Source organism: Bordetella genomosp. 9, assembly GCF_002119725.1.
Lineage (GTDB): Bacteria > Pseudomonadota > Gammaproteobacteria > Burkholderiales > Burkholderiaceae_B > Bordetella_C.
Window position 1 is genome coordinate 706,754 of the sequence record NZ_CP021109.1, and the last position, 22,705, is coordinate 729,458.

Below are 22,705 nucleotides of genomic sequence, written 5' to 3' on the forward strand. Positions count from 1 at the left end.
CATCGGCATGCTTCCTGGACTCATGGAGTTTGCATGACCGACTACCCCCAACTCTTCAGCCTCAAGGGCCGGATCGCCGTGGTGCTGGGCGCGGCATCCGGTATCGGCCAGGCGTCCGCGCATGCGCTCGGCGCGATGGGCGCCACCGTCATGTGCGCGGACCGCGACGAGGCCGGCGCGCAGGCGACAGCCAGGCAGATTGCCGATGCCGGCGGAACGTCCGGCTGGATGCAGACCGACGCCGCCAGCGGCGCGGCCATCGCGGCGCTGGCCGAAAAGGTGCTGGCCGATCACGGACGCGTGGACGTGGCGGTAGCCACGCCCGCACTCAATATCCGGAAGCTCATCGTCGATTACACCGACGAGGAATTCGACCAGGTCGTGAATCTCAATCTGAAGGGCGCCTTCCATTTCATGCGCCATTTCGGCCGGCCCATGATGAAGCAGGGCTCGGGAAGCATGATCCTGTGTTCGTCCATGCGGGCGGTGACGATCGAGCCCGGCCTGGGCATCTACGCCGCGACCAAGGCCGGCATCGCGCAGATGGTCAAGGCCTTCGCGGCTGAAGCGGGCGGATATGGCGTGCGGGTCAACGCCGTGATGCCCAGCATCATCGAAACGCGCCTGACCGCGCCGTTGAAGGAGCGGCCGCAAATCTACGAAACCTATGCCGGACACACCGTCCTGAACCGCTGGGGACAGCCTTCGGAAGTGGGCGCGGCGGTGGCCTTTCTGGCTTCGGATGCGGCCAGCTATATCTCCGGGAGCAGCTTGTCCGTGGACGCGGGTTGGACGGCCATCGACGGGCCGCCCACCGGTTTGACGCAGACGCGGCCGTCCGAATAGGCCATCGCATCGGGGCTGGGCAAAGGCCCCCTAATTGATGGGCGCTATCAGAATTTATGATTGGACGGCGCGCCACGCGGACGTTTACCTTGCGGCTACAACACATAAAGAGGAGACAAAGATGCCGCAATTCCGTCGTCTGGCGGCCGCATTGGCGGTCGCGCTCGTCATGCCTTTGGCCGATGGCGCCGCCCGCGCGGGCACCGTCACCGTCATCACCTCCTTTCCCAAGGACCTGACCCAGGCCTACAAGACCGCCTTCGAGAAGGCCAATCCCGGCGTCACGCTGGAGATATTGAACAAGAACACGGTGGCGGGGCTGGCCTATGTGCGCGAGACCCCGGCGGGCCAGCGGCCGGACGTCTTCTGGGCCAGCGCCCCGGATGCCTTCGAGGTGCTGAACCGCGACAAGCTGCTCGCGCCTGCCAAGGACGTAATCAATCCGAAGGTGCCAGACAAGATCGGCAGTTTCCCGATCAACGACCCGGGCGGGATGTACTACGGGCAGGCGCTGGCGGGCTACGGCATCATGTACAACACCCGCTACATCAAGGCGCACAAGCTGGCGCCGCCCAAGCAATGGACGGATCTGCTGGCGCCGGAATGGTTCGGCCACGTCGGCATTACGTCGCCCTCGCGCTCCGGGACCATGCACCTGACGGTGGAGACGATTCTGCAGGGCGAGGGCTGGGATCGGGGCTGGCAGACCCTGCTGCGCATGGCGGGCAACAGCAGCGCCGTGACGGAGCGTTCGTTCGGCGTGCCGGACGGCGTCAACAACGGGCAGTTCGGCGCGGGACCGGTCATCGACTTCTTCGGCCTGTCCAGCAAGTTTTCCAAATTCCCGGTGGACTTCGTCTATCCGACGGAAACGGCCATCGTGCCGGCCAACATCGCGCTGATCGAAGGCGCGAAAAACGCGGATGAAGGCAAGGCCTTCATCAAGTTCGCGTTGAGCGCCGCCGGGCAGGAGGTGCTGCTGGAGCCGAAGATTTCGCGCCTGCCGGTGCTGCCGTACAGCGAGCTGGAAGGCAAGATCCCGGCGGGCTATCCGGACCCGCTCGAATTGGCGAAGCGCAGCACCGTGCATTTCGACGTCGACCTGTCGCAGCAGCGGTACTACCTGGTGCAGTCCCTGTTCGACCAGACCATCACCTTCCGCTTGAAGGAGCTGCAGCAGGCCACCAAGGCCATCCATGACGCCGAACGCAAGCTTGGCGACAAGGCCAAATCCGGCAAGGCCGCCGAGCTGCTCGCCCAGGCCCGCAAGCTGGCGTGGTCGCCCCTGGTCGGCCAGCAGCAAAGCGGGGAAGCGGAGTTCCTGAAACTGTTCGCCGGCGACAAGCGCGATAGCGCGGTGAACCAGAAAATCACCCAGCTCGAAGGCGACTGGAACGGCAAGGCGCGCGGCAACTATGAGGAAGCCGCGCGGCTCGCGCAGCAGGCCGCCGCGCAGTAACGCGCGCAGTAACGGATAGCGGTTTCCTGCGGAGCATCCCGTGTCTCTTAACCTTGCGTCGAGCAAAGGCCCGGCGGTGGTGGCGGCCTGCGTCATCGCCTTCCTGGCCGCCTTTCTGATCGTGCCGGTGGCGACGGTCTTCCATGCCGCCTTCGTCAACGCGGACGGCAGCATCACGGCGGGCCACTTCCGGGCTTTCTTCAACCAGCCCCTGATGCAGGAGGCGTTCTACAACAGCCTTTACGTGGCGGTGTGGTCCACGCTGATCGCCAGCGTGCTGGCCATACCGCTGGCGTACTTCACCGTGCGCTTCCAGTTCCGCGGTGCGCTGTTGATCCAGACGCTGGGCATCCTGCCGCTGATCATGCCGCCTTTCGTGGGGGCGGTCGCGATGCAGCTGATTTTCGGCCGCTCCGGCAGCGTCAACCTGTTGCTGGGCGACTGGTTCGACATCAACTTGCCGCTGATGGAAGGCTTGAACAGCGTCATCTTCGTCGAGGCGCTGCATTACTTTCCCTTCATCCTGATGAACCTGGTCGTCGCGCTGCGCAACATCGATGGCGCGATGGAGGAGGCCGCGTTCAACCTGGGGTCGCGCGGATTCCGGCTGTTCCGCCGGATCATCTTCCCGCTGGCGCTGCCGGGCTATGTGGCCGGCGCGTCGCTAGTGTTCGTGAAAGTGTTCGACGACCTGGGCACGCCGCTGGTGCTGGGCACGACCAATATGCTGGCGCCGCAGGCGTACCTGCGCATCACCCAGGTTGGCCTGGAAGACCCGCTGGGCTATGTGATCAGCGTCATCATCATCGCCTTTTCCATTGCATCCCTCTGGCTGTCCGCCCGTGTGCTGAAAGGAAAGGACTATTCCACCTTGCAGAAAGGCGGCGCCGGCATCCAGAAACGGCGGCTGCGCCGGGGCGAAGCCGTGCTGGCCTATGGCTGGATCATCCTGGTGCTGCTGCTGGTGCTCTCGCCGCACATCGGGGTGCTGCTGCTGTCCTTCGCCAGCGTCTGGAGTTTCGCGCCGCTGCCCGACGGCTACACGCTGGCCCATTACGCCACCGTGTTCCAGGACTCGGGCGGCATGATCGCAAATACCCTGCTGTATTGCGGACTCGCGGCCGGCATCGACGTGGTCCTGGGGACCGCCATCGCCTATCTGCTGCTGCGTACGCGCCTGCCGGGCCGGCACTGGCTGGACTGGCTGGCGTCGGCCGCGCTGGCGGTGCCCGGCATCGTGCTGGCCATCGGCCTGCTGCGAACCTTCCGCCACGTCGAGCTGCCTTTCATGGCCACGACCTTGACGTCGTCGTGGGTCATCATCATGATCGCGTACTCGGTGCGCCGGCTGCCGTACGCCTTGCGATCGTGCGTGGCCGCGCTGCAGCAGATCAACGTCTCGCTGGAGGAAGCCGCGCAGTCTCTGGGCGCCAATCGCTGGCGGACCGTGCGCCGGGTGGTGGTGCCGCTGATGGCGGGCGGCATGCTGGCCGGGTTCGTTACCAGCTTCATCACCGCCGCCGTGGAGCTGTCCGCCACCATCATGCTGGTCACACGGGAAAGCCAGGCGCCGATGAGTTACGGGATCTACCTTTACATGCAAAGCGCGTCGGGACGCGGCCCGGGCGCGGCGCTGGGCGTGCTGGCGGTGATTGCCGTCGCGGTGGGCACCTACGTCAGCCACGTGCTGGTTGCGCGCACCGGTGCGCGGCGGCCCGACCGCGTGGAGGAAACGCTGGCGCTGGATCCGCAGAATGCGCCGGCCACGCGCCGATTGGAGACGACATGAAAAAAGTCAGCGTGGAGTGCCGCGGCATTTCCTTGTCCTACGGCAGGACGGAGGTGCTGAAGGATCTGAATCTGCACATCGAACCCGGCGAATTCTTTGCGCTGCTCGGGCCTTCCGGATCGGGCAAGTCGACGCTGTTGCGGCTGATCGCCGGCTTCAACCAGCACTCCCAGGGGCAGTTGCTGGTCGATGGCAAGGACATGACGGGCGTGCCGCCCTGGCGGCGCAACATCGGCATGGTTTTCCAGAACTACGCGCTGTGGCCTCACATGACGGTGCGGGACAACGTCGCTTTCGGTCTGGTCGAACGTCGCGTGCCGCGTGCGGAAATCCGCGAACGCACCGATGCCGCGCTGGCGCTGGTGGGGTTGTCGCAGTACGCGGGCCGGCGGCCGAACGAGTTGTCCGGCGGTCAGCAGCAGCGCGTCGCGCTGGCCCGCACCATCGTCATCGAACCGCAGGTGCTGCTGCTGGACGAGCCGCTGTCCAATCTGGACAAGAAGCTGCGCGTGCAGATGCGGCGTGAGTTGCTGGCCCTGCAGCGCCGCCTGGGCATAACGACCATCTTCGTGACCCATGATCAGGAAGAGGCGATGACCACGGCGGACCGCATGGCGGTGCTCGACCGGGGCGTGCTGCAGCAGATCGGCGCGCCGCATACCTTGTTCGACTTCCCCGTCAACGGCTTCGTGGCGAACTTCGTCGGCACGATGAACGTGCTGGAAGGCGCGGTGAAGGAGCGCACCAGCCATAGCGTCACGCTGGCGGTCGATGGCGTGGGCGATTTGCAGATGCCCGTTCATGGCGAGGTGCCGGCCGCGGCGCGGCTGGCGGCCAGTTTCCGTCCGCACGTGGTGCAGATCGACATGGCGGGCGGCAATACCGATGCGCGTTACCTCTGGCTGCCGGGCGTGGTGCAGGCCAGCGAGTTCCAGGGCGAGTTCACGCGCTACCAGGTGCAGGTGGGTGAACGCACGATCACCGCCGACCAGTCCCATCTTGCCGGTTTGTCGATTTTCCCGGTCGGGGCGCCCGTCACGGTGGGGGTGGAGCCCGCCCAGATCCGCCTGCTGGCCGCGTGAGCGGGCCGGCGTAGCGGACGGCCGCGGCAAGATGGAGATCTATCAAATACGGGCTTTCGTCAAAGTGGCGCGGCTGGGAAACCTGACGCGGGCGGCCGAAGCGCTTTGCCTGACGCAGCCCGCGGTGACGGCGCAAATCAAGGCGCTGGAGCAAAGCCTGGGCGTGGCGCTGTTCGACCGCAACGCGGGCCGCCTGACGCTGGCCAAGGCCGGCGAAGTCCTGCTGCCTACCGCCGAGGCGTTGCTCGCGCTGGGCAATCAGCTCAGGTCGGAAGCCCGGGGGCTGCAGGGCGCGCTGCACGGTGTGCTGGATCTGGGCGTGCCCAGCGAGCAGCCCGATTTTCTGCGCCTGGGCGAACTGGCTTCGGAAGTGACCCAACGCCTGCCTCTGATCGAGCTCAAGACCCACGTGCTGCCCACCGTGCAGCTGTCGGAGCAGGTGATGGCGGGGCGGCTCACCGCGGCCCTGGCGGTGGCCGCGCGGCCGCCGCTGGGCCTGCAATGGACGCCGCTGCGCAGCGTGCATTACCGCATCGCCCTGCCGCACGAACAGGCGGAAGCGGTCAAGCGGGGCGGGTGGCGTGAGCTGGCGCAGCTGCCGTGGCTGGACGGGCCGGCGGGCAGCCACGCTCATCTGCTGCTGCGCGAGATGTTCGAACGGCACGGGCTGGCGCCGCGCGTCGTCATGCAGAACGACGACCATGCCAATCTGGACGCGCTGGTGCGTGCGGGGGCGGGCTGCGCCTTGCTGCGCGAAGAGATCGCGATGGCGGGCGCGGCGGCGGGCGATTTCGTCGTCTGGGGCAACGCCCGCGCGGCGGCGACGCTGGGCTTCGTCCTGGCGCCCGAGCGCGCCGGCGAGCCCTTGCTCGTCGCCCTGGAATCCGTGATGCAGAAGATCTGGCTGGGCGGGCCGGCGGCGTAGCGTCAGGGCCAGGCCGGCAAAACCCCGGCGCGGCCGTGGCAAACGCGGAAGGCCTTAATCCACCTTCGCGTTCGAGCGCTTGACCACTTCCTCCCAGCGCGGCACTTCGCTGGCGACGAAGGCTGCGAATTCCTCGGGGGATCCGCCGACTTTCTCGGAGCCAAGCTCGGCCAGCTTGCCCGCGACTTCCGGGTTGGCCAGGGCCTTGGCGACCGCGGCGTGAAGCTGCGTCACCAGCGCGGGCGGCGTGCCGGCGGGCGCGAAGACGCCGTACCAGTTCGTGATGACGAAGTTCTTGAAGCCGGCTTCCGTCATCGTCGGGATGTCGGTGAAGCCCGCCGCCCGCGTCGCGCCCGTGGTCGCCAGCGGCACCACGCGGCCGGCCTTGGCCTGCGGCGACAGCGCCGCCGTGGTCTCGAAGGCCATCTGCACCTGTCCGCCGACCACGTCCATCATGGCCGGTCCCTGGCCCTTGTAGGGGATGTGCAGCAGGTCCGCGCCGGTGGCGAGGCGGAACAGTTCGCCCGCCAGGTGCTGCGGGCTGCCGCTGCCGCCCGAGGCGAAGCTGTACGTGCCGCTCTTTTGCAGCAGGCCGACCAGTTCGGGCAGCGTCTTCGCCGGCACCTTCGGATTGACGTAGAGCACCAGCGGCATGGCAGCGACTTCCGCCACGGGCCGCAAGGCCTCCACCGGGTCCAGCCTTAGCTTGTACAGATTGCGGTTGATGACGATGCCGGTGTTGTTGCCCAGCAGGACCGTGCAGCCGTCCGGCTCCGCCCGCGCCACGTATTCCGTGCCGATATTGCTGCTGGCGCCGCCACGGTTTTCCACGATGACCGGCACGCCCAGGTCGCCTTGCAACGAAGGCGCGATCAGGCGGGCCAGGATGTCGGTGGTGCCGCCGGGCGGGTAGGGCGACACGATCTTCAGGTTCTGGCAGGGATAGGGCGCGGCTTGCGCGGATGGGGCAGCCGCGATCATGGCCAGGGCCAGGGGCGTCGCGGCCAGGGCGGTATGCAGGGCGTTGGACAGGCGTGGTTTCATGTTTGCTCCTCCTTTTATTTATCGGTGTGGACGGCGTCAGGCTGGGGCGCGCGCATGCGCGCGTTGGTCCAGGCTGTTCGCGACGTATCAGCGGCCGCGGCGTTGCAGCGTGTGGTACCCATGCGCCTGGCGCGCCTGCGTCAGCGACATGCCGGCGCGCACGCTGTCCACGATGGCCTGCTCGGCGTCGCGCGTGCGCAGGGCCAGCGCCAGCACTTCGTCTTCGCGCGCCTGGGGCACGACCACGACGCCGTCGCCGTCGCCCAGCAGGATGTCGCCCGGGCGGACCCGGACGTCGCCCAGGCTGACGTCGCCGTTGACCTCGTCAACCTGTACGCGGTCCTTGCCGGTGCGCATGAAACGCCCGCGGCTGAACAGGGGATAGGAAAACTGGGCCGCCGCGTCGGCGTCGCGGCAGACGCCGTTGATCACGGTGCCGGCGATGCCGCGCCGCGATGCGACTTCGGTCAGGATGCCGCCCCACACCGTGCAGTCGGTTCTGCCGCCGTTGTCCAGCACCACGACGGCGCCCGCGGGTACATCGTCGATATAGTCGCCCACCGTGCCGGGTTGAACGTCCGCCGGGGCGTAGCGCACGGTGTAGGCGCGGCCCAGCAGGCGCTGCGCGGCGCTGACTGAGGCGATACCCAGCGCGCTGCCCGGCAGTCCCAGCCGGTCCAGGGCGTCGGAGACTTCAGCCGTGGAAAGCTCGGCATAGCCGGAAGGAATGGGCCGGCTGGCGGGGATGCCGGCGGCGGGCGCGGTGGGTTGCATGGCGTGGAGTCCGTATGGGAACGCATCGGGAATGCGGCCATCCTAACCACGCGGTTCGGTGGCGTCCAAGACAAGTCGACTATCGTTTCATAGATTTTTTCTTATAGTGCGCGCACGCGGCGGGCGGCCGGCCGTCATCGGTGGCGGGCATTGCGACCGGGGCTATTGTCTGCCGGCCGGCAGCAGGACGGACAGGAAGTCCGCCAGCGCGGGCGAGTCGTCGTCCTGCCGCCACGTCGCCGTCAGCGTGGTCAGGGCGGCGGCGCTGGCCCCGGACAGCGGCAGGTACACCACATCGGCACGGCCGTGCCGCGCCACCGACTCCCCGACGAGCGTGACGCCCAGGCCCGCCGCCACCAGCGCGATCGCGGTTTGTATCTCGTAGGCCTGATGCGCCACCCGCGGCGTAAAGCCCGCGTCGCGGCACAGGCTTTCCACCAGTCGCGGAAACCGCGCATTCGGATGCTTGGGATAGAACACGAAGGGAAGCTCGGCCAGATGCTGGACGCGCAGGCGCGGCCGCTTCGCCAAGGGGTGGTCGGCCGGCAGCACCGCCATCAGCTTTTCCTGCAGCAGCACCTGTGTTGCGCAACCGGGAATCGGTTCGGCCTGGCGGCCGATGCCGATATGGATGCGATGTTCCTTCAGCGCCGCGGCGTGCTCCTCCGCAAGCATCTCGTACAGCTTCAGTTCGACACCGGGGTGGGTGCGGCTGAATTGCTTGAGGGCGGGCGGCAGCACGCTGTACATCGCCGAGCGTGTGAAGCCGATGCCCAGCCAGCCGCGCCGGCCTTCTCCGATGTCGCGCGCGGCGCTGGACGCGCGCTCGTACTGGGACAGGATCTGACGCGCTTCGGCCAGGAAGAACGTGCCGGCTTCGGTCAGGCGCAGCGGCCGTGTGCGGCGATCGATCAGCGCCGCGCCCAGGCGGTCTTCCAAGGTGCGTATCTGCTGGCTCAGCGCGGGCTGCGCCACGTGCAGGCGCTGCGCCGCCCGCGTGAAGTTGCGCGTTTCGGCCAGGACCACGAAAAACTGAAGGTGCCGAAGATTCAAGTCGGCCTCGTCCAAAAGGGATGCACGGATCCGCTAGTCTACTTTCGCGCCCCGCGCCCCGCTGGTGCTGCGCGCGCTGCCCGGGGTAACGTCCCAGCGCGTCGTGCTGGGACGGCCGGCATGAGCGCGTGCGGCCGCCGCTATCCGCGCAGGCCATTGATGCCTGCCAGGCAACACACTGATCCTCGCCGCGCGTCTACCGGCGCGCGGCGCCCGGGCCTACGATGAGAGCGTTGCCTGAGCGCATGCAGCCGATGCTGCGAGAGCGCAAAGGCCCTTCACACCGATCGAGGATCCATCATGAGTCAACGCATCAACGCCTTCGCCAAATCGCCCGAGCTGTTCAAGAAGTACATCGAGTTCAGCACGCTGGTGAAGTCCAGCGCCATCGAAGCGCCGCTGCTGCACCTGATCGACATCCGCGCTTCGCAAATGAACGGCTGCGGCTTCTGCCTGGACATGCATGTGAAGGAAGCCAAGATCCATGGCGAACGCGAGCTGCGCCTGCACCACGTCGCCATTTGGCGCGAATCCCAGCTGTTCTCGGATCGCGAACGCGCCGCGCTGGCCTGGACGGAAGTGTTGACCCGTTTGCCCGAGCACGGCGTGCCCGATGAGATCTACGAATCGGTGCGCGCGCACTTCTCCGAAAAAGAGCTTTCCGACCTGAGCTTCGCCATCATGGCCATCAACGGCTGGAACCGGCTGAACGTCGGCTTCCGCACGCCGCCGGGGTCGGCCGACAAGGCCTATGGCCTGGACAAGGCGAATCTGGAATAGGCCCGTCCGCGCTACGGCCAAGGATCGTTCCATGAATACACCGCAACCGCCGCCCGTGGAGGCCCTGGCGAAGTACCGGGGCGAAGCATTCCGGCCCCTGTACACGGGCACGGTCACGGTGTCGGGCGGCGCGGCCGCGCACGGACGGGCGTCCGGGATCGCCCGTTCGGACGACGGCGCGCTGGATGTCGCGCTGCGATTGCCGCTGGAACTCGGCGGTCCGGGCGGGGGCAGCAATCCGGAGCAATTGTTCGCGGCGGCGTTCGCGGCCTGTTTTCACGGCGGCTTGAGCCTGCTGGCCGCACGCGACGGCCTGCAGACCTGCGACGCCAGCGTCCGGGCGCGCGTGACCTTCGGCCGCGATCCGGCGGATGGCCTGTATGCCCTGACCGCCTGCATCGACATCCGCCTGCCCGGCCTGGATCGCGCAGTCGCGGACGAGCTGGTGCGCAATACCGAACGCCTGTGCCCCTATTCCAAGATGGCGCGGCAGGGCATTCATATCGTGGTCGCCTTGACTGGTTAGACGCTCTCAGCTTGCCGGCTTCAGGAAGCTTTCGGTGGTGTGCAGGTCCAGCGCGCGAATGTGCGTCGTCATGAAGTCGACGAAGACGCGGATGCGCGATGGCAGGTGCTGGCGGCTCAGATAGCAGATGTAATGGCCGCGGTCGTCCGGCGCGTATTGCGGCAGGCAGGCTGTCAACGTTCCGTCCCGCAGATGATCGCGGATCTGGTATCCGGCCATCTGCGCAATGCCTTCGCCATCCAGTACCGCCTGCAGCACCAGATCGGGGTCGTTGAAAGCGAGCATGGCCTGGGGCGCCTGCGGGGCGAACCTGCGGATATGGCCGCCTACCTTGAATTCCCACTCGTAGACCCGCCCCGAGGGCAGGCGGAAATTCACGCAGCGATGATGGGCCAGATCTTCGATGCGGTCCGGCTGGCCGTGCGCGGCGATATAAGCGGGCGACGCGCACAGCAGCATCTGCATGGGAACCAGCTGCCGGGCAATGATCTGGCTGTCTTCCATGCGGCCATTGCGGAAGGACACGTCCACGCCGTCGCTCGTGAAGTCCGTGGGCCGGTCGTCCAGCAGCAGTTCGACGGCGATGTCCGGGTAGGCCGTCCGGAAGTCCTTCAGCAGCGGCCCGACGATCTTGCGGCCGAAACCCACGGCGGCGCTCACGCGCAGCCGGCCCGATGGCGGGCCTTCGCGCAGTTCGCGCATGTCGTCCAGCGCCTGCACGATGCGCTCGACCCCCGCATGGCAGTTCGCGTAGAAGCGTTCGCCCTCGCGCGTCAGCGACGTGCTGCGCGTGGTCCGCACGAACAACCGGATGCCTAACTGGTCTTCCAGCTTTTGCACGCTGCGGCTCACCGCCGACCGTCCGATGCCGAGCCGGTCTCCCGCCTTGGCGAAGCTGCCTTCGGCCGCCACGGCGATGAACGCCACCACCCCGGCATAGCTGGTGGCAAAGCTGGCTGCCAGCGCGTCAGCGCGGGCGCCGGGCGCGACCGGGAAGGAAAGCGCACCCTGGGCCGCGATCGCGCCGGCCGGGGAGCCGGCGCCGTCCGATGAAGAGGAAATGTTGTCCATGCCCCATAAGACGTTTCAGCCGATCATTTTGTGACTGTAGGCCCCCCCCCGAAGCGCTGACGCGCTTCCCCCCCAGGGGGGCGACGCTGGCGGACCGGCGGAGCCGGATCCGCGGCGTCCCCGGTCGTGGGGCACCTGTTTTCATGGGTGAGGTCGGGCGGGGAGGCTCGTTCCCGAGGCGCTTCGCGCTTCCCTCTTAAGGGCACCACGCTGGCGGACCGGCGGGGCCGGATCCGCAGCGTCCCCGAGGGGGAGCGCCGGTGTGTGGTGTGTCGGTGGTGCTGGGGCTGAAGAGGGGGCGGAGCGTTGGGCGGCGCTTCCGTTCAGGGAGGGACGTTGACGTTGCTTACTGCACGGGAATCAGGGCGGGGGCGCCCTTGTTTTTGATCAGGAGGACGACGAACTTGGCGGGTTGGGACTGGCTGGCGTTGCGGCCGACGATATGGATGTCGTTGGGGCCTTCATAGAAAGTCTGGCCCGGCGTGAGGGTGACGGGGTCGGCGCCTTTGACCTGCATCACGATCTTGCCTTCCAGCACGTAGACAAAGGCATGCGCGTCGTGGCGGTGGATGGGGTCGACGGCGCCCGGCGGATATTCGACGGTGATCATCTCCGCTTCCTTGCCGGGGAAGTCCGGCATGTCCCGGGTCATCAGCGGCGTGACGATGGCCTGGGGGGCGGCAGGGGCGGCGCCACTGTGCGCGGCGTGCGCAGCGGCAGGCGAAGCGGCGAGTGCCTGCTGGCCCAGCAGCGCGCCCGCGGCCAAAAGGGCAAAAGTAAATCCGGCGATTTTCGGCATGACGATTCCTGGATGTTGAACTGCATGCCTATGCTAGGAACGACCCGCGCACCCCGGAAGATCTCCGCAAGGGACCGCGCTGTTGCCCGCACGGCACCAATAACGCGCGCACTCCCCCCAACGCCAAGTCAGCCCACCCTCCCAACCCAACCCTACCCATGAAAACGGGTGCCTCACGACCGGGGACGCCGCGGATCCGGCTCCGCCGGTCCGCCGGCGTCGCCCCCTTCGAGGGGGAGGCGCGTTAGCGCTTCGGGGGTGGGCTTTCCCTCCGGTCCGCCAGCGTCGCCCCCTTCGAGGGGGAAGCGCGTTAGCGCTTCCGGGGTGGGCTTTCCAATCCTCGCGAGCTTGTCGGGATTGCGCTGGACCAGCACGCGGACGATCCGCGAGCCGTCGGTTTCGTAGGTCTGCACCGATTCCAGCTCGCCCTGGATGAAGCGCAGCAGGGCCCATTGGCCGTTGACCTGCGCGACCTCGATGCGCAGGGTGTCGCCATAGCGGCGGCGGCCGGCGTAGAACAGTTGGGCCAGGCGCTTGGCGCCCACCAGGCTGGAAAAACTCGGCACCTTGCCGCCGCCGTCGCCGATCAATTCGGCGTCCTCGCGCAGCAGTGCGTGCAGGGCCTGGAAGTCGCCCTGCTGCATGGCCTGCGCGAAGCTCAGCATCAGGCGCCGGTGGGTTTCCGGCGCAACCGGGTGGCGCGGGCTTGCCTGTTGCAGCTGCTGTTTGGCGCGGCGGACCAGCTGGCGGCAGGCAGCCTCGGATTTGCCCAGGGTGTGGGCCACGTCGCGGTAGTCGGCGTCGAACACCTCGCGCATCAGGAAGGCGGCGCGCGCCTCCGGCGTCAGGCGTTCGAGCATGAACAGGAAAGCCACGGACACGTCGTCGGCCAGCGCGTGGATTTCCTCCGGCGTGGGCGGCGATTCCATCAATATCGGCTCGGGCAGCCAGACGCCAACGTAGTTTTCACGCTGCGCTTTGGCGGCCCGCAAACGGTCGATCGCAAGACGGGTGGTGACGGTGACCAGCCAGGCCTCCGGATTGTCCACGGCGGCGTGGTCGGCTTCATTCCAGCGCAACCAGGCGTCCTGCACCACGTCGTCCGCGTCGGCAACGGCGCCCAGCATGCGGTACGCGATGGCATGCAGCCGGGGGCGGATTCGGGTGAAGAGGCCGGTGGGATCGGGCATGGACGAACGCGGTACGCGCAAATGGCAGGGCAGGAGCGCCGGTATTTTGCTGTTCGCCCGACCGTTCGGCAAATCCGGCCGTCGTGCCCGGGACAGACCATTCCAATTCCCGGCGTTACCGCCGCCGCATTGTCCGTGCAGATGGAAAATTGATTTCCTTTTCCAAAGGTTTATCCCGATCCTGCAGCCGAGCAGAATGACCCCATCGAGCGAGGTATTCAGCGCTGCCGTGTCCAAGCGGCCTTCGCGGTGCACCTGCCGCTCGCACAGAGACAGAGAGGAGTACTGCAATGAAAGCCAGAAGCATCGTTTCCACCTTGGTTCTTTCCCTTGCCGCGATCGGCGCGGCGCAAGCGCAGACCACCCCGTTCCAGGGCGTGTACGGCAAGACCTACAGCAATGTGACCCGTGAGCAGGTCGTCGAAGAGCTGCGCGCCGCCCGCGCCGCCGGTTTGACCGGCAATCAGGATCCGGACAACCAGCCCTTCACTCCGCAGAAGGCGACCCCCGCAGCTAACGCGAATATCGCCGTGCAGCCGAGCCGGGACGAGCAATCCCTGGCGCAACTGAAGTTCGGCGACATCGACAACATGCCTTTCCAAGGCAGCTGATCGCATGGGCGGGAAATCCCGCCCGGCATGTGGCTCCCCATCGCGCACGGCCGCTGGCATACTGGCTTGCCGGTCCTGAAGGGCCGGCAAGCCGGGGGACGCGGCCGTGTCCGTTCATGCGAGCGGGCGCCGTCCCAGAGGATGCATTCCATATCGGGACAGGAGGAGCCATGACGACGTCGAATGAAACCGGGCGGGACGATGATCGCCCTCCCATGCAGGCCCCGCCGGTGGTGCCGCGCGAGGCGTGGGAGGCCGCGTGGGAGCAAATGCTGGCAAAGGAAAAAGCGCTGACCAGGGCGCGTGACGCCTTGGCGGCGGAACGCCGCCGCATGCCGTGGATGGCGGTGGAAAAAAGCTATGCCTTCGACGGCCCCGCGGGCCAGGCCAGCCTGCTCGATCTGTTCGACGGGCGGCGGCAACTGATCGTGTATCGGGCGTTTTTCGAGCCGGGCGTGTTCGGCTGGCCGGATCACGCCTGCCGCGGCTGCTCCATGGTGGCCGACCAGGTGGCGCACGTGTCGCACCTGAACGCGCGGGACACGACGCTGGTTTTCGTTTCCCGGGCGGGGCAGGGCGATATCGCGCGCCTGAAAGCCCGGATGGGCTGGCAGATGCCGTGGTTCACCATCACGGATGGCTTCGACGCCGATTTCGGCGTCGACGAGTGGCACGGCACCAATGTGTTCTACCGCGATGGCGATCGCGTGTACCGCACCTATTTTGTGAACAACCGCGGCGACGAGCAGATGGGCGGCACCTGGAACTATCTGGATATCACGCCGCTGGGCCGGCAGGAGACCTGGGAAGACTCGCCGCCGGGCTACCCGCAGACGCCCCCCTACAAGTGGTGGAACTGGCACGACAGCTATGTCGCCGGCGCGCCGCCCGACAAGAAGTGGGTGGAGGTCTCCGACGCAGGCGAAGCCGCGTTCCGCAAGCAGGGCGAGCGCGGCGAGCCGCCGCTTTGATCTGGGCCGGGATGCCGCTGCCGGTGAAGGGGCCGCGGCATCCCGCTCCGGGCCTCAGATCGAGCGGCCGTCGAAGTGTTTGACGGGAATCGACGCCAGGTCGAGCCCGTCGATGCAGCGCAGATTGATGGCGGCCATGGCCTCGCCCGATGGCTGCGCGCCTTCGCCATAAGGATGGATGCCGCAATTCGGGCAAAAGCGGTGTTTGATGACGTGCTTGTTGAACGTATAGGTGCCGAGATCCTGTTCCGGCGTCAGCAGCCGCATGGCACTGCGCGGCACGAACCACATCAGCGCGGCCTTGCGCTGGCACATCGAGCAGTTGCACGACATGGCCGAAGCGATGTCGCCTTCCACCTCGAACCGGACCCGGCCGCAGTGGCAGCTTCCTTCGTATTTCATGGCGAATCTTCCTTGTTCAGTGTATTTGAGCGGCCGAAAAGTCCGTGCCGTGTTTACGTGAGCGCGCCGTCGTCCTGGGCCAGTCCCACACCCAGCTTCTCGCGCAGCACCGCTGCGGCGGGTTCGGCGGCCACCAAGACCAGCTTCAACGTGGCGCGCGTGGCGCCGACGAACAGCTTGCGGATCGCCCGTTCATCCAGTTCCTGGAAATCGATCTCGGCAAAGACGACGGCCGGCACGGACTGGCCCTTGAATCGGTAGACCGATTCCGCCAGCACGTCGCCGGACGAATACACGGGCTGTCCGAACAGATCGTATTCCCCGGTGAAGCGTCGCAGCAGATGGGGCCCCAGCCGGTCCTTCGCCAGCACCTGCGACGACTTGTGGCCGTGATAACTGAGCACGGCCACGTCCTCCTGGCGAAAGCCGGCCGAATAGCATTTGCGGATGCCAAGCTTCACCGCGCGGGCCAGGCTTTCTTCGTCGTGATAGGAGATCAGTTCGACGTCGGCGTCGGTCACGGGCGCCTGGGCGTCGATGCGCACGTCGTCCGGCAGGATGGTTTGCAGGAAGCCGACCACCGGACGCGGGCTGCGGAAATTGCTCTGCGCGCGCAGCCGCACCCAGCCGGGCAGGTCCGGCGGCGTGTTGCCGTACAGATTCTGCATCGGGTCTTCCAGCCACAGCACGCGCGCATCGGGCTTGGCAAGTCTCAACACCATGTCGCGCCAGCGCGCGTCGAAGTCCTGGCCCTCGTCCACGATGACCGTGTCGAACAGGAAATCCGGCGACACGGGCAACGACTCGGCCTGGTCCACCAGGCGCCCGAAGGCATCGGGCTGCGAGAAGTCCGGCGCGCCGCCGGCGGCCCGTACCAGGCGATCGCACAGCATGTGGAACGAGCAGGCCAGGCCGCCCGCGGGCGCGATGCGATTGAAATGATCGGCCAGCGGCCGGTTGAAGCACACGTACAGCGGACGCTTGCCCTGTTCGATGGCGTCGCGGTATTCGGCCAGCGCCAGCTGGGTCTTGCCCGAGCCCGCGGTGCCGGTGACGCGCAGCCGATAGGGCTCGATGTCGAGCTGGCGCGCCCAATGCGCCAAGCCGCCCGCCAGCCGCGTCACCATCGTGCGGGCCTGTCCGATCAGGGCGCTGACGTCGATTTCCAGCCGGATGATGTCGCGCAGGAAACGATCGACGCGCACCGCGGCCGGCGCAGGATCGCCCGCCGGGAGAATCTCGCGGATCACCGCGCACAGGCGGTCGCGCCGGCCGGCATCGACGATGCGCTCGGGCGACAGGCCGGCCGTGGTGGGCGCCACCACGCGGTGGTCCGGACAGTAGAGCAGGTAGTCCAGCCGCACCTCCGCGCCGTCCAGCGTGCGCGCGAGCTTCGCGCGCAGGTTTTCGGCGGTGCGCGCCATCTGCACGGGAATCAGCTGGGTCTTGCCGCCATGGCGCTTGGCCAGTCCTTCCGGCGTTTCGTCCAGCGCGCCGGATTTCTGCTCGATGACCAGCAGTTCGCCGGCGCGGTTCACAATGACGAAGTCGATTTCGCCGTAGATGGCGTGCCGTCCTTCCACATTGGTCCAATGCACGGCGTGATAGACGGTGTAGTCGTCCGGCAGTCCCGCCTTCAGGCGGGCCAGGGTTTCCAGTTCACGTTGCGCCGGTCCGCTGCGTTGCTGGCTTTCCCAGCCGTCCGGAATGATGTGTGCCACGTCCGCTCCGCATCCGAATCACCGGCGTGAGGATAACGCACTCGTTCAGAGCCGGGCGGCGACCATGACGACGGCCAGGGCGAGCAGGGCGGCGCCCAGCGGGGCGCGGATGCGCGCGCCCCAGGACAGGTTCTTTTCGATGGCCATCGCACTGGCGAGCAGCAGCATCCAGCCCAGGCTGCCCATCCCCACGGCAAACATCAGCAGCATCAGCGCCCAGCAGCAGCCGACGCAGAACAGGCCGTGGTGCGCGCCCAGCACGAAGGCCTGGCGCGCGCCGGAGCCGCCGCGCCAATGCCGGATGACGAAACTCAGGGGCGTCCGGCAGCTATCCAGGCAGCGGTACTTGAGCCTGCTGAACTGGAAAGCGCCCGCCAGGGCGATGCATGCGACGCCGATCAGCCAGCCGTTCCACGCCAGCACCGGCGCCCGGGCAAGCAGGGCCAGAACGGCCGCGTGCAGGCCGTGCGCCAGCGCGCCGAACGCCGCCCATACCGTCATGTAGCCGAGCCCCAGCAGTACGAGCAGCCGTCCGCGATCGCGCCGCCGCGCCGTCAGCCGGCCGAAGATATCGAACAGCGGCAAGACCGTGGGCAGCATCATTGCGGCCGTCATGAGGATCCACGCCACGCCGTACAGAACGGCGGGAACGACGATATCGCCGGCGGGAATGGCGCGGCACAGATAGGCCGCCGGCCCCGTCGCCGTCCAGTCGCCGTGATCCAGATAGCGGCCATAGGGGCTGCGCGCCCAGGCCCACAGCGCGGCCCATGACAGGGCGATCAGCGCCGCGAGTATCGGCAGGAAAATGCGGCGTTGGCGCGGGCGGGACGCCGCGGCCGCGGCGCCATTCATGCGTCGAACACGAAGGTGGACTGCAGGGCGTTGTGGTCCTTGATGTCGACGTCGATGCCCAAGGCGTCATTCCGGGAACGGTAGCGGGGCGCCTTGCCGACGAAGACCGGCGCGCCGGGCACCGTGGAAAAGATGGTGTCGGTGAGCGTGGTCTGGGCGCCAGTGGCCCCGAGATACGGCTCCAGCTTCGCGTAGTAGTCATCGCCGATCTGCAGCTCGCCCTTGCCTTCGGCGACGGTGAAGCGGATAGGCGCCCGTTCCACCGATACGACCTCGCCGACCAGCTGCACGAGATCGGCAATGGGGCCGCCGGCCTGGCCGGTGTAGACCTTCAGCAGCGCGGCTTCCTGCTCGGGCGATGCCTGGTCATCGACGTAGATGGCGGCCTTCCAATTGCCCTGCAGAATGTTGCCCGGGACATGAGCCACCGCGGCGATCGTGTTGCCGCCGACATCCACGTCGTCGACCGTCCCCTTGTCGATGCGCCAGGCGACGATGGTGTCGCAGGTGCCGTTATCGGGGTCCTCGCCGATCCAGCAGGGACAGAGGACGTTGCAGTTGCAGACCTCGAGCAGACGGCCTTCCAGGTGATAGCTCATACGAACCTCCCCCGCCGTGCGGTTCATGGCCGTGATGGCGGCTGGCAACCAGAAGCACGAGCCGATTCTTGTTCCCGGCCGGAAGGCAAGTCAAGGCGATTGTGGGCCCGGGCGAAGACTTCGATCTTTCGATGGTGGCGGAAGGAATGGGCCGATGAGGCGGGCCGCGGCGCGCAGGCCCGCGCCATGGCGGCGCGGGCGATCTAGGCGGCGGCTTGCCAGGCAGGCGGCTTCTGGCCCGTGGCGTGGCGCGAGCGCCCGGAACTCAGGTAGTCCGCAATGGAGTCCTGCGTGACTTCGCCGATATACGCGTTGTTCGCATCCAGCACCGGCATCCACGACGAATTGAACTGGTACATGCGCGAAAGCACGATGCGCAGGTTGTCGTCCGGACCGACCGAGGCCGAGAAGGGCCGCAAGTGTTCGCCGCAAACGCCTTGTCCGCTGCGCGCCACGCGCCGCTGCACGAAGCCCAGCGCCTGATTGTGTTCGTCCACGATGGTCAGGTGGCGATCATCGTTTTCTTCCATCATGCGATAGGCCTCGGCCAGCGGCGTATCCATGCGCGCCGTGCCGGGCTGGGTGGCGGCGTCGCCGGCCTTCACCAGAAGCAGGCGCTTGAGCGTCGCGTCCTGGCCGACGAAGGCCGCCACGAATTCGTCGTGCGGATGTGCGAGCAACGTATCGGGATGGTCGAACTGCACCAGCTTGCCGCGGCGGAACACGGCCACCTTGTCGCCCAGCTTGATCGCTTCGTCGATGTCGTGGCTGACCATGATGACGGTCTTCTTCAGGTCCCGCTGCATCTGGAAGAATTCGTTCTGGATGGATTCGCGGTTGATCGGGTCGACCGCGCCGAACGGCTCGTCCATCAGCAGCACGGGCGGGTCCGCGGCCAGGGCGCGGATCACGCCGATCCGCTGCTGCTGTCCGCCGGACAGCTCGCGCGGATAGCGCTTCATGTAGATCTTGGGGTCCAGGGCCACCATGGCCATGAGTTCGGCGGCGCGTTCGCGGCAGCGCTTCTTGTCCCAGCCCAGCAGGCGCGGCACGACCGTGATGTTTTCTTCGATCGTCATATTCGGGAAAAGGCCGATCTGCTGAATGACGTAGCCGATGTGGCGGCGCAGCTCCACCTCGTTCAGCGCCATCGTGTCCTGCCCGTTGATCAGCACGCGTCCGGACGTGGGCTGGATCAGCCGGTTGATCATCTTCAGGGTGGTGGTCTTGCCGCAGCCGGAAGGGCCCAGGAAGACGCAGATCTCGCCTTCTTCGACGTTCAGGCTGACCGCGTCCACGGCATTGAACGGCTTGCCGTCCTTCTGGATGTAGGTCTTGGTCAATCGATCCAGTTCGATCATGGCTTTTGTACCCCCTTGGAAGTCAGCAGTCGCTGCAGGCCCTGCAGCGCGAAATCCGCGACGATGGCCAGCAGGCTGACCAGCACCGCGCCCACCAGCAGCTTCATCATGTTGCTCTGGCCGATGGCGCGCAGGATCAAGGTCCCCAGGCCGCCCGCGCCGATGACGGCGGCGATGGTCATTACACCGATATTCATGACGACGGCGGTCCGCACGCCGCCCAGGATCACCGGCACCGCCAGCGGCAGATCGACCAGGCGCAGGCGCTGCCAGAACGTCATGCCGATGCCGATGCCGGCTTCCTTGATGCCGGGGCTGACGTTATGCAGCGCCAGATAGGTGTTGCGCATGATGGGCAGCAGCGAATACAGGAAAACGGCGATGACGGCGGGCACCGCGCCGATGCCGGCGCCGAAGCGCGACAGCAGCGGAATCATCAGTCCGAACAGCGCGATCGACGGCAGGGTCAGCACGACGGTCGCCACGCCGAGCAGCGGCGAGGCCAGCCATTCGTGGCGGCTGATGAAAATGCCGGCCGGCACGCCCACCAGAATGGCGAAACCGACGGCGCTGCCCACCAGCCAGATATGCTCCAGCGTCAGTTCCAGCAGTTCGGCCCAGTTCGCCGACAGGTAATCGAAAAGCGTCATGTTGGCCTCCGGGTCAAGGCAGCTTGTGGGTGCGCAGGAAATCCGCCGCCACGTCGCGCACGGACCGCCCGTCGATATCCACCTGCTTGTTCATATCCAGCATGACGTCGTTGTCGAGCACCGCGGCCAGCGCGTTCAAATGGCGGGCAAGGTCCGGATGCCTGTCCAGCACTTCCCGGCGCACCACCGGCGTCGCGTTGTAGTTGGGGAAGTAATGGCGGTCGTCTTCCAGCGCCACGATGTTGAAGCCGCGCACGCGCCCATCCGTGGTGTAGATCAGGCCCACGGTCACCTGGTTGTTGTGCAGCGCGGTGTAGACCAGACCAGGGTCCATCTGCTTGAGTTCCGAGCGGTCGAACTTCATGCCGTACAGCGCCTGCAGGGGTTTCAGACCGTCGGCGCGGTTGGCGAATTCCGCATCCATCGCGAAGATATGCTTGCGGCCATTGTCCGCCCGCAGTTTCTCTACGAGCTGGGAAATGGTCTTGACGTCCCACTCGCGCGCGATCTGCTGCGGCACGCCCAGCGCATAGGTGTTGTTGAGCCGGGCCGGATCCAGCCAGACCAGCCCGTGCGGCGCGTCGGCTTCCCTGACTTTCTCGTAGAGGGCCTGGGGGTCGAGTTTCACGGCGTCGGGAATCTTGTTGTAGACCAGCGCGGCGGTGCCGGTGTATTCCCAGACGATGTCCAGCTGGCCGTTTTCCTGCGCGCTGCGCATGAGCGTGCTGCCCAGGCCGGCGCGCACGTCGACGCTGTAGCCCTTTTGACGCAGATAGTCGGCGGTGATCTGCGCCAGCACGTACTGCTCGGTGAAGTTCTTTCCGCCCACGCGCAGGGTGTCGGCGGCGTGGGCCGCGCACAGCGGCAACAGGGCGCACATCAGGGCGCACATCAGGGTGGCGAGCAGGCGGCGCGTCCTGCCTTGGAATCGCAGCATCGTGGTGGCTTCTCCTCGTTCGTGGCCCGGCATCGGCCGGGCGGTTCTGTCGGTGCGCAACGGATACGCGATGAAGCGCCGCGCGTGCGCGGCGCCGGGCATTCAGGCCAGGCGGCCGCGCCATGCCAGCGCATACCGGCTGGCACCCGCGACGATGCCGTCCAGGATCAGCGCCAGCGCCGTGGTGGCGGCGGCGCCGATCAGCATTTGCGGCGTGTTGTTCAGGTAGATGCCCGGGAAAATCAGCGTGCCCAGGCTGTCGGCGCCGATCAGGTAGGCCAGCGGCGCGGTGCCGACGTTGATGGCGAGCGCGGTCCGCACGCCGCCGATGATGATGGGCAGCGCGTTGGGAAGTTCGACCCGCACCAGCGCCTGCCATGGTGTCATGCCGATGCCGCGGGCAGCTTCCAGCATCGCGGCGGGCACGTTCTTCACGCCTTCATAGGTGTTGCGCACGATGGGCAGCAGGGACGCCAGAAACAGGGCCGTGATGGCCGGCGGCTCGCCGATGCCGAACACGCCCAGCGCGATGGCGAGCACCGCCAGCGACGGGATGGTGTTGCCCACGTTGAACACCTGCATCAGGCGTTCGGCATAGCGCGCGGCGCAGCGCCGGCTCAGCAGCACGCCGGCGGGTATGCCGACGATGAGCGCCAGGGCCATGGAATAACCGACCAGGATCAGGTGGCGGCCGATGTAGTAGCGCAGGTCCCCGCTGTATTGCCGTAGCGCCTGCTCGCCGATGGCATGGGCGAGCAGCAGCACTGCCAGCGCGATGATGGCGGCCATGGCGGCGGACTTTGCCAGGCGTATGTTCATGCGAGGGCCTCCGTGTTGTTGTTGGACGCGGCGAAACGGCGATGCCACGCCATGCATGCACGACGAGCGATGCCGCACACAGGGGTCGGTCGGAACCGTGGAGCGTTCGGAGGAAAACGAATCGCATCGGATCGTTTCCGCGTCATCCCGGGCGCCACGTCGGGCACAGGGATCACGCAACGGCCGGACCCAGGATGGGTATCCGGCCATGGCTGTCGGGCGGACAGCCGTGAACGCGGTTTTGACGATGCGCCGCCGTGGTCGAAACGCCTCGGCGGCGCGCTGGAAAGGCCGAAAGTATACCGCCATCCGCGGCCGGCGTCCAGTCCCTGGTTGAGGAAGCCGTCAAAATGCCGCTAAATGCCAGCCAACAGCACGAAATTGACAGAGGATCGAAGCAGCGCCAAAGACCGGTACGACAACGCCCGGCGCGCGACCAAG

The 22,705-nt window shown here is 66.9% G+C and carries 22 protein-coding genes and 1 pseudogene; 9 read left to right on the top strand and 14 right to left on the bottom strand.

Features of this window, described 5'->3' with window-relative positions; translation table 11 throughout:
- Positions 1-33 precede the first annotated feature (33 nt).
- The 5 genes from CAL13_RS03285 (at position 34) to CAL13_RS03305 (ending at position 6,101) form a co-directional block, all read left to right on the top strand.
- Positions 34-846, top strand: coding sequence for an SDR family NAD(P)-dependent oxidoreductase (locus tag CAL13_RS03285; protein ID WP_086071506.1), 813 nt, complete (start codon positions 34-36; stop codon positions 844-846).
- Between the two features lie 121 nt (positions 847-967).
- Positions 968-2,305, top strand: coding sequence for an ABC transporter substrate-binding protein (locus CAL13_RS03290; protein WP_198297899.1), 1,338 nt, complete (start codon positions 968-970; stop codon positions 2,303-2,305).
- 40 nt (positions 2,306-2,345) lie between these two features.
- Positions 2,346-4,094 carry an ABC transporter permease gene (locus CAL13_RS03295; RefSeq protein WP_086071507.1) on the top strand — a complete coding sequence of 583 codons (1,749 nt, stop codon included), beginning with the start codon at positions 2,346-2,348 and terminating at the stop codon, positions 4,092-4,094.
- Positions 4,091-5,176, top strand: a complete 1,086-nt coding sequence (locus CAL13_RS03300; RefSeq protein WP_086056114.1) for an ABC transporter ATP-binding protein — start codon at positions 4,091-4,093, stop codon at positions 5,174-5,176. Before CAL13_RS03295 ends, CAL13_RS03300 begins: the two co-directional genes overlap by 4 nt.
- A 31-nt stretch (positions 5,177-5,207) precedes the next feature.
- Positions 5,208-6,101 carry a LysR family transcriptional regulator gene (locus CAL13_RS03305; protein WP_086056115.1) on the top strand — a complete coding sequence of 298 codons (894 nt, stop codon included), beginning with the start codon at positions 5,208-5,210 and terminating at the stop codon, positions 6,099-6,101.
- A 54-nt stretch (positions 6,102-6,155) separates the two neighbouring features.
- On the opposite strand, the gene CAL13_RS03310 is transcribed toward CAL13_RS03305, so the two are convergent.
- The 3 genes from CAL13_RS03310 to CAL13_RS03320 form a co-directional block, all read right to left on the bottom strand.
- Positions 6,156-7,145 carry a Bug family tripartite tricarboxylate transporter substrate binding protein gene (locus CAL13_RS03310; protein WP_086056116.1) on the bottom strand — a complete coding sequence of 330 codons (990 nt, stop codon included), beginning with the start codon at positions 7,143-7,145 and terminating at the stop codon, positions 6,156-6,158.
- A gap of 87 nt (positions 7,146-7,232) precedes the next feature.
- Entirely contained in the window at positions 7,233-7,919 is a 687-nt protein-coding gene (locus CAL13_RS03315) for an RraA family protein (RefSeq protein ID WP_086071508.1), read from the bottom strand.
- A 162-nt stretch (positions 7,920-8,081) separates the two neighbouring features.
- Positions 8,082-8,972 carry a LysR family transcriptional regulator gene (locus tag CAL13_RS03320; protein ID WP_086073493.1) on the bottom strand — a complete coding sequence of 297 codons (891 nt, stop codon included), beginning with the start codon at positions 8,970-8,972 and terminating at the stop codon, positions 8,082-8,084.
- A gap of 300 nt (positions 8,973-9,272) precedes the next feature.
- On the opposite strand from CAL13_RS03320, the gene CAL13_RS03325 reads away from it, so the two are divergent.
- Positions 9,273-9,752 carry a carboxymuconolactone decarboxylase family protein gene (locus tag CAL13_RS03325; protein ID WP_086071509.1) on the top strand — a complete coding sequence of 160 codons (480 nt, stop codon included), beginning with the start codon at positions 9,273-9,275 and terminating at the stop codon, positions 9,750-9,752.
- Positions 9,753-9,783: 31 nt separating this feature from the next.
- A complete protein-coding gene (locus tag CAL13_RS03330; protein ID WP_086071510.1) occupies positions 9,784-10,278 on the top strand; it encodes an Ohr family peroxiredoxin in 495 nt (164 codons plus the stop codon).
- A 6-nt stretch (positions 10,279-10,284) separates the two neighbouring features.
- Here the strand turns inward: CAL13_RS03330 and CAL13_RS03335 are convergent, their stop codons facing one another.
- The 3 genes and pseudogenes from CAL13_RS03335 to CAL13_RS03345 form a co-directional block, all read right to left on the bottom strand.
- Positions 10,285-11,205: a LysR family transcriptional regulator gene (locus CAL13_RS03335; RefSeq protein ID WP_232462575.1), complete on the bottom strand. Its 921-nt coding sequence runs from the start codon at positions 11,203-11,205 to the stop codon at positions 10,285-10,287.
- 490 nt (positions 11,206-11,695) lie between these two features.
- A complete protein-coding gene (locus CAL13_RS03340; protein WP_086071512.1) occupies positions 11,696-12,148 on the bottom strand; it encodes a cupin domain-containing protein in 453 nt (150 codons plus the stop codon).
- Positions 12,149-12,483: 335 nt separating this feature from the next.
- Positions 12,484-13,338 (bottom strand): annotated as a pseudogene (locus CAL13_RS03345) (RNA polymerase sigma-70 factor); the annotation flags it as partial.
- 290 nt (positions 13,339-13,628) lie between these two features.
- Between CAL13_RS03345 and CAL13_RS03350 the strand changes: the two are divergent.
- Both CAL13_RS03350 and CAL13_RS03355 read left to right on the top strand, forming a co-directional pair.
- Positions 13,629-13,949 (top strand): DUF4148 domain-containing protein, encoded by a 321-nt coding sequence (locus tag CAL13_RS03350; protein ID WP_086056123.1) that lies wholly within the window; start codon positions 13,629-13,631, stop codon positions 13,947-13,949.
- A 170-nt stretch (positions 13,950-14,119) separates the two neighbouring features.
- The gene (locus CAL13_RS03355) at positions 14,120-14,920 is read left to right on the top strand and encodes a DUF899 domain-containing protein (RefSeq protein ID WP_198297900.1); all 801 of its coding nucleotides are present in this window, start codon (positions 14,120-14,122) and stop codon (positions 14,918-14,920) included.
- Positions 14,921-14,974: 54 nt separating this feature from the next.
- Here the strand turns inward: CAL13_RS03355 and CAL13_RS03360 are convergent, their stop codons facing one another.
- From CAL13_RS03360 to CAL13_RS03395, 8 genes are all read right to left on the bottom strand, one after another.
- Positions 14,975-15,322: a GFA family protein gene (locus CAL13_RS03360; RefSeq protein ID WP_086071513.1), complete on the bottom strand. Its 348-nt coding sequence runs from the start codon at positions 15,320-15,322 to the stop codon at positions 14,975-14,977.
- Between the two features lie 53 nt (positions 15,323-15,375).
- Positions 15,376-17,043, bottom strand: coding sequence for an ATP-binding domain-containing protein (locus CAL13_RS03365; protein WP_086071514.1), 1,668 nt, complete (start codon positions 17,041-17,043; stop codon positions 15,376-15,378).
- A 45-nt stretch (positions 17,044-17,088) separates the two neighbouring features.
- Positions 17,089-17,898 (bottom strand): DUF2182 domain-containing protein, encoded by an 810-nt coding sequence (locus CAL13_RS03370; protein WP_086071515.1) that lies wholly within the window; start codon positions 17,896-17,898, stop codon positions 17,089-17,091.
- A complete protein-coding gene (locus CAL13_RS03375) occupies positions 17,895-18,497 on the bottom strand; it encodes a DUF1326 domain-containing protein (RefSeq protein WP_086071516.1) in 603 nt (200 codons plus the stop codon). The genes CAL13_RS03370 and CAL13_RS03375 overlap by 4 nt, the downstream gene beginning before the upstream one ends.
- A gap of 203 nt (positions 18,498-18,700) precedes the next feature.
- The gene (locus CAL13_RS03380; protein WP_086056128.1) at positions 18,701-19,858 is read right to left on the bottom strand and encodes an osmoprotectant ABC transporter ATP-binding protein OsmV; all 1,158 of its coding nucleotides are present in this window, start codon (positions 19,856-19,858) and stop codon (positions 18,701-18,703) included.
- Positions 19,855-20,508 carry an ABC transporter permease gene (locus CAL13_RS03385; protein WP_086056129.1) on the bottom strand — a complete coding sequence of 218 codons (654 nt, stop codon included), beginning with the start codon at positions 20,506-20,508 and terminating at the stop codon, positions 19,855-19,857. The genes CAL13_RS03380 and CAL13_RS03385 overlap by 4 nt, the downstream gene beginning before the upstream one ends.
- Positions 20,509-20,521: 13 nt before the next feature.
- A complete protein-coding gene (locus tag CAL13_RS03390) occupies positions 20,522-21,445 on the bottom strand; it encodes a glycine betaine ABC transporter substrate-binding protein (RefSeq protein WP_420042411.1) in 924 nt (307 codons plus the stop codon).
- A gap of 102 nt (positions 21,446-21,547) precedes the next feature.
- Positions 21,548-22,264, bottom strand: a complete 717-nt coding sequence (locus CAL13_RS03395; protein WP_086056130.1) for an ABC transporter permease — start codon at positions 22,262-22,264, stop codon at positions 21,548-21,550.
- Positions 22,265-22,705 lie beyond the last annotated feature (441 nt).

What these genes read in the sequence shown, in the direction of transcription:
- CAL13_RS03285 (WP_086071506.1), top strand. Translation starts at nt 34, where the DNA reads ATGACCGACTACCCCCAACTCTTCAGCCTCAAGGGCCGGATCGCCGTG.
- CAL13_RS03290 (WP_198297899.1), top strand. Translation starts at nt 968, where the DNA reads ATGCCGCAATTCCGTCGTCTGGCGGCCGCATTGGCGGTCGCGCTCGTC.
- CAL13_RS03300 (WP_086056114.1), top strand. Translation starts at nt 4,091, where the DNA reads ATGAAAAAAGTCAGCGTGGAGTGCCGCGGCATTTCCTTGTCCTACGGC.
- CAL13_RS03305 (WP_086056115.1), top strand. Translation starts at nt 5,208, where the DNA reads ATGGAGATCTATCAAATACGGGCTTTCGTCAAAGTGGCGCGGCTGGGA.
- CAL13_RS03310 (WP_086056116.1), bottom strand. Translation starts at nt 7,145, where the DNA reads ATGAAACCACGCCTGTCCAACGCCCTGCATACCGCCCTGGCCGCGACG.
- CAL13_RS03315 (WP_086071508.1), bottom strand. Translation starts at nt 7,919, where the DNA reads ATGCAACCCACCGCGCCCGCCGCCGGCATCCCCGCCAGCCGGCCCATT.
- CAL13_RS03325 (WP_086071509.1), top strand. Translation starts at nt 9,273, where the DNA reads ATGAGTCAACGCATCAACGCCTTCGCCAAATCGCCCGAGCTGTTCAAG.
- CAL13_RS03330 (WP_086071510.1), top strand. Translation starts at nt 9,784, where the DNA reads ATGAATACACCGCAACCGCCGCCCGTGGAGGCCCTGGCGAAGTACCGG.
- CAL13_RS03340 (WP_086071512.1), bottom strand. Translation starts at nt 12,148, where the DNA reads ATGCCGAAAATCGCCGGATTTACTTTTGCCCTTTTGGCCGCGGGCGCG.
- CAL13_RS03350 (WP_086056123.1), top strand. Translation starts at nt 13,629, where the DNA reads ATGAAAGCCAGAAGCATCGTTTCCACCTTGGTTCTTTCCCTTGCCGCG.
- CAL13_RS03355 (WP_198297900.1), top strand. Translation starts at nt 14,120, where the DNA reads ATGACGACGTCGAATGAAACCGGGCGGGACGATGATCGCCCTCCCATG.
- CAL13_RS03360 (WP_086071513.1), bottom strand. Translation starts at nt 15,322, where the DNA reads ATGAAATACGAAGGAAGCTGCCACTGCGGCCGGGTCCGGTTCGAGGTG.
- CAL13_RS03370 (WP_086071515.1), bottom strand. Translation starts at nt 17,898, where the DNA reads ATGAATGGCGCCGCGGCCGCGGCGTCCCGCCCGCGCCAACGCCGCATT.
- CAL13_RS03375 (WP_086071516.1), bottom strand. Translation starts at nt 18,497, where the DNA reads ATGAGCTATCACCTGGAAGGCCGTCTGCTCGAGGTCTGCAACTGCAAC.
- CAL13_RS03380 (WP_086056128.1), bottom strand. Translation starts at nt 19,858, where the DNA reads ATGATCGAACTGGATCGATTGACCAAGACCTACATCCAGAAGGACGGC.
- CAL13_RS03385 (WP_086056129.1), bottom strand. Translation starts at nt 20,508, where the DNA reads ATGACGCTTTTCGATTACCTGTCGGCGAACTGGGCCGAACTGCTGGAA.
- CAL13_RS03390 (WP_420042411.1), bottom strand. Translation starts at nt 21,445, where the DNA reads ATGCTGCGATTCCAAGGCAGGACGCGCCGCCTGCTCGCCACCCTGATG.
- CAL13_RS03395 (WP_086056130.1), bottom strand. Translation starts at nt 22,264, where the DNA reads ATGAACATACGCCTGGCAAAGTCCGCCGCCATGGCCGCCATCATCGCG.